The following is a 1,210-nucleotide window of genomic DNA, read 5'->3' as shown; positions in this document are numbered from 1 at the left end:
ATCATTTTTTTTGATGTAAATCCTTTGAAATCTCTCATCAACCCTGATGGATCGCCATTTCCGGAACGAAATATTAAATGGATATGACTCGGCATAATGCAATACCCATAAATTTCCATTGCTTTATTTTTTCTGCAAAAGTTTAGTGATTCAATGATATTCCCAAAATACGAATCTCTAGTAAATACATCTATCCAATTTACTGTGGCAAAGCTTACAAAATAAGCTCCTGTGCTTTCTCCAAATTTATATTTTGTACTCATAGATTAAGCTTTTTGTTTTTCTAACTCTTGTTTGTGAGCACGAGCGGGACGCTCGCGCTAGCGGGGCTTCTTTCCAAAGTAATTCTAGCACTCTGTTTTTCAAAAAGCCATAAGATAAAATAGTATTTACCTTTTGAATATATATTTTCCCATGACTTTGTTCTGCAAGTTCTTCCTGCAAATCATTAACAGTGAACGATTGTAAATTACTTATAAAAACTCACAAAATAAGCTCCTGTACGTTCTCCAAATTTATAATTTGTGCTCCTAGTTTAAGCTTTTGTTTTTCTAACTCTTGTTTGCGGGCACGAGCGGGACGCTCGCGCTAGTGGGGCAAAACTTTTCAAGTTTCTGCTGGCAGGTTTTAATTTTTAAACTTCGTTTTGCTACTTCAACGTGTTTGGACCTAAATTGCTCATTTAAAATATTTCAATTTTTTACAGAATAAGAATTCCTATCCAATGCATAATAAGCATTATAACAACAGTTATTCCAAAACTGCACAAAGTAAGAATTCGCCAATAAACTGACCTTCCATTCCCAAATCTCCAAATTCGTTCACCAGCTTCTTCTCTGTTTGATTTCAAAGTTAAATTCGACAATATATATGTTGAAATAATAATAATAAAAATAGCAATTAACCAAAATTTTATCATAAGTATATTTTTAAAATGCTGTTAAATTTACGCCTTTTTTCCAAAATATTACCAACGTTCCTGCTGCGCAAAGTCTCTCGACTTTGTGCCAAATCCTATATGCTGGTAACACTGTAGATCAATTGATTATTGGCTCATTATTGTGGGCGTAAAGTCAGAGACGTTAGCGTAGCTTAAACGATAAATTTTTTCTTTGAATGAACACTTTGCGGAGCTGGTTTCTTTGTGTTTTGCTATCCATTCACTTTTCATTATATAATATTTTTTGATTAACATTTTTTTTTTTTTTTT

Annotated in this window: 1 protein-coding gene; it reads right to left on the bottom strand. The window is 32.7% G+C overall.

All coding sequences use genetic code 11. The features are described from left to right. A partial coding sequence (locus E0F91_RS17600; protein ID WP_207919058.1) for a transposase occupies positions 1-263 on the bottom strand: 263 nt, incomplete at its 3' end. Positions 264-1,210 lie beyond the last annotated feature (947 nt).

The organism is Flavobacterium sandaracinum, from assembly GCF_004349135.1.
In the GTDB taxonomy this organism is placed as follows: domain Bacteria; phylum Bacteroidota; class Bacteroidia; order Flavobacteriales; family Flavobacteriaceae; genus Flavobacterium; species Flavobacterium sandaracinum.
This window is presented reverse-complemented; position numbering and strand designations above follow the sequence as displayed.